This window comes from Serratia sp. H1w (assembly GCF_000633355.1).
Classification (GTDB): Bacteria; Pseudomonadota; Gammaproteobacteria; order Enterobacterales; family Enterobacteriaceae; genus Chania.
Map to the genome: position 1 here is coordinate 1 of NZ_AYMQ01000028.1, position 3,457 is coordinate 3,457.

The window sequence follows — 3,457 nt, forward strand, 5'->3', positions numbered from 1 at the left end:
GTTGTCTGATGCAACCGCAATGCCTGGGCAATCATGGCCGAACTCCAGCCTTCAGAGGCCAGCAAAACGGCTTTAATGCGATCACAAACCCGCTTATCACGGCTGGTATTGTGAAGGCGTTCAAGTTCCGCTTTTTGTTGCTCAGTAATGAATATTTTCATGTGTGACAGAATGATCTCCTGACGTCTGAAAATCAAGCATCTTCAATGATCACGGGTATAGTTGATATTGTTAAGTTGTCAAAATCAAAAAATCAAAAATTAAACTTCATGGAGACACTGGAAGCCCCGCGCTCTTTTCCCCGCCGGGAGGCATGCTGTCTCTGAACGGTGGCCCCGCGTGTCACCCCCGTTGTCACCCGGGGGCGTTGACCGCCTCGTCGGGGGAGCGACGCGGTGGGCGGCCGAACGTGGTCTGATCCTCCTTCCGCCGCTGCGGGATTGGCATTTCCGAGTTCCGGTTTTTTCGGAAGGTAGACTAGGACGCTTTTCCCGGCAGCGGGATCGTCCTTTCCGCTCTCTGCCATTTTCGGAAGCGGATCCTCTTGAGGCATTTTCAGGGATTTTATCCCGTATTTAGTGCCATTCCCGCATAGATAACACGACATACAGCGTAAATGGATCCTTTTTGGATCCGCTGCCGATCCTGCTTAGCCGTCTTTTTGCTTCTTATTTATGGTATATTGCCAAAAGTCGGAAGTGCGGAGGCAATGATGACCGATCGCGAAAACGAATTATTGCCCGTGCGCTGGCACGGTGGTTTGGCGATACTGGTGAGGCGTTGCAGTGCATTGACGACGAAAACATCCGTTTTTGCCCGATTTTGAAAGAAATTGCGCTACGTGAAATCTGAACGTCGACGTGGGGCGTAGGCGTGAATTTTTTACGTAGCGCAACCATAATGGTTTGACCGTTTTTTATTCAGCTGCTGTCGTGCATCCGATCCTCCGCGGATCTTGTGACTGGGGTAAACGTCCTTGGTAGACAGCGTAACAGGAGCAGATGATGACCTATGATTCGGCACTGGCCATTGTGGGGACCCCCGCGGGTGAAACCACCCCAATGCTGGCACCGCAAGATTATCAACGTGCGCTGTCGTTGCGCCATATGGCCATGACTTATGATGACCTGCCCCGGTATCTTCTCGCTCCGGAAGTGGCTGCCCTTCTCCACTTTTTACCGGACTGGACACAGCATGGACTGATCAATCTTCTGTGGAATACCGGCGCCCGGATCAATGAAGCGCTGGCGCTTAGGCGCCGGGATTTTCGGCTCAATGTGGCGATGCCGCATGTGGTACTGCGTACGGCCAAACAACGTCGTACCGGTCGTGGCCGTCCGACGAAAGGCAAGTCGGCGAACCGCACGGTTCCGTTGACCGATCCGCAATTTGTGGATGAGCTGCGCCGGCTATTTGCCAGCACCAAGGAGTTGTTTGAAATCGATACCGAGACCGGTGAGCGCTCCCCTCTGCCAGTCTGGCAGATCAGCGATCGAGGTGTACGCAATTGGTTGACGAAAGCCGAGCATTTAGCGAAACGCGAGGGGATCCGATTGAGTGTGCCGGTGACACCGCATGTGTTTCGACACAGTTATGCCATGCACATGTTGTACCAAGGAACGCCATTGAAAGCGGTGCAGGGGTTATTGGGGCATGAAAAAGCGGAGAGCACGGAAGTGTACACGCGGGTGTTTGCGCTCGATATCGTGGCCAGTCGGCAGGTGCAGTTCACCTTGCCGACCCATGATGCGATCACTATGATACGAGACGCTGAAGCCTCTGCGTTGTACAAACCCTCATGAGCCTGTTGTTGCGAAGCTCCGTTGAAGTAGCAACTATCTCTTCGAGATTGCGCAGGCTCAGGGCATAAGCCAGATATCAGCAAACACATTGCGCGATGATATCGACATGGGTCATGTGACCGTTTAACGGCTTTTCGTATCTGAAGCATTATCGGGCAACATCATAATAAAACAGCATACCGTCTTAATGTGGCAGAACCCGTACTGTGCCAAGGGATAGCTTGTGATGAAACTGTATTCAGTCTATATTTAGACTTATCTGGATGATGCAAAAGAAGGAGATACCATGAAAACCGAGACGATAAGTTACTTGAAACAGAATGCGGCCAAACTCGATTTGAGCGAACCTCTGATTGTGACGCAAAACGGCCATCCTGCTTACGTTATCGAATCCTATGACGATCGGGTTCGTCGGGATGAAAGCATTGCGTTACTCAAATTGATGACACTATCTGAAAAAGACATTGAGTTAGGCCATACGTTTACACGTGAACAACTCTTGGATGCGCTGTAATGGCCGTGAGTGACGTCACATTTATTTATTCATCCACGGCAAAAATGACGATGCAAACCATCGCACATTTTCTGCGAGATCGCCAGGTTGATCCCAAACCGGTGATCGCGAATGCGTTGGATGAATTTGAAGAGAAAACGGGGCAGTTCCCTGAAGGAAGTCCAGTCTGTCAGGAGCTTCTGGCATTGGGTTGCGCCAAATACCGAGAATGCAACACTGCCGACGGTTATCGTGTCCTGTACAGCACACATCTGAATGATAAAGGCGGCGTGATTTATGTGCATGCTGTCTTATCCCAGAAACAGCATATCGCCAGTCTGTTGTTCAATCGAATTCTGGAATGGCAGTAGGACGTTTGTATTGGTTTCCAGGACTTAGCGGCAGATGAGTTTGCGGAAAAAGTTTGGCAGCTGTATCTTACAGCGGGTTGAAAGCACGGTGTATTGTGTGGCGATGCATATTCATTCCCTGAGCTTTGGGCTAAGTGGAATGTTATAGGAGATAATCCGTGCTAACGCCCTACGGTTGTTCAAATATCTCCGCCCTGTCTGGTGAACAGCCAGGACGGAGACATTTCGCTGTGAATTTCCGAGTTGCTTGAGAGCCCGGCATACTCACAACATCAGAGCTGTGACATGAGGGGAGTTGGGGGGTATCGACGTTTATGACAGAATTAAGGGGACGGACACTTTCCTGGAAGAATGCCTTGTTATCTATGATCATGTCATTTTTTAATGGGGTTTTTAGCGCCTCCTAACTAACCCAACCTTGTGGCGGCTGCTTTGTAAACGTCAAGCCGTTCACGTTTTACCTACAGCAAGAACGAGGATCACAACTGTCTCATCTTCGACCTTGTAAACTAGCCGATAACCGGATGCGCGGAGTTTGATCTTATAGCAATCAGGTAAAGAGTGCAGTCGATTGACCTCAACGCGTGGTGCTTTAACAATCTGCGCCAGTTGCTTTTTTAGCTGTAGACGTACAGTCTTACCTAATTTTTTCCACTCTTTCAACGCTGCATTATCAAAGTTAATCTTATAAGTCATCGAGTGTTACTCGGATCAGTTTGCCAGGATTAGCCAGACGTTCACGCGCCAACTCGATAATATTTGCGTCTTCATTGTCGCTACCGATGTAAAAC

The 3,457-nt window shown here is 49.8% G+C and carries 4 protein-coding genes and 2 pseudogenes; 4 read left to right on the forward strand and 2 right to left on the reverse strand.

Annotated features, from left to right (window positions below):
- A pseudogene (locus U869_RS31795) lies at positions 1-161 on the reverse strand (IS630 family transposase); the annotation flags it as partial.
- 466 nt (positions 162-627) lie between these two features.
- Here U869_RS31795 and U869_RS0104640 point away from each other — a divergent pair.
- From U869_RS0104640 to U869_RS0104655, 4 genes are all read left to right on the forward strand, one after another.
- The gene (locus tag U869_RS0104640) at positions 628-852 is read left to right on the forward strand and encodes a hypothetical protein (protein ID WP_025123930.1); all 225 of its coding nucleotides are present in this window, start codon (positions 628-630) and stop codon (positions 850-852) included.
- Between the two features lie 152 nt (positions 853-1,004).
- Positions 1,005-1,802: a tyrosine-type recombinase/integrase gene (locus tag U869_RS0104645; RefSeq protein ID WP_025123931.1), complete on the forward strand. Its 798-nt coding sequence runs from the start codon at positions 1,005-1,007 to the stop codon at positions 1,800-1,802.
- 286 nt (positions 1,803-2,088) lie between these two features.
- Positions 2,089-2,316: a type II toxin-antitoxin system Phd/YefM family antitoxin gene (locus U869_RS0104650; RefSeq protein WP_025123932.1), complete on the forward strand. Its 228-nt coding sequence runs from the start codon at positions 2,089-2,091 to the stop codon at positions 2,314-2,316.
- Positions 2,316-2,666 (forward strand): type II toxin-antitoxin system RelE/ParE family toxin, encoded by a 351-nt coding sequence (locus U869_RS0104655; protein WP_025123933.1) that lies wholly within the window; start codon positions 2,316-2,318, stop codon positions 2,664-2,666. Before U869_RS0104650 ends, U869_RS0104655 begins: the two co-directional genes overlap by 1 nt.
- Positions 2,667-3,073: 407 nt before the next feature.
- Here U869_RS0104655 and U869_RS29210 read toward each other — a convergent pair.
- Positions 3,074-3,362: pseudogene (locus U869_RS29210) on the reverse strand (type II toxin-antitoxin system RelE/ParE family toxin).
- Positions 3,363-3,457 lie beyond the last annotated feature (95 nt).

Excerpts from the sequence above, each read along its gene's own strand:
- U869_RS0104655 (WP_025123933.1), top strand. The coding sequence starts at position 2,316 with ATGGCCGTGAGTGACGTCACATTTATTTATTCATCCACGGCAAAAATG.
- U869_RS0104650 (WP_025123932.1), top strand. The coding sequence starts at position 2,089 with ATGAAAACCGAGACGATAAGTTACTTGAAACAGAATGCGGCCAAACTC.
- U869_RS0104645 (WP_025123931.1), top strand. The coding sequence starts at position 1,005 with ATGACCTATGATTCGGCACTGGCCATTGTGGGGACCCCCGCGGGTGAA.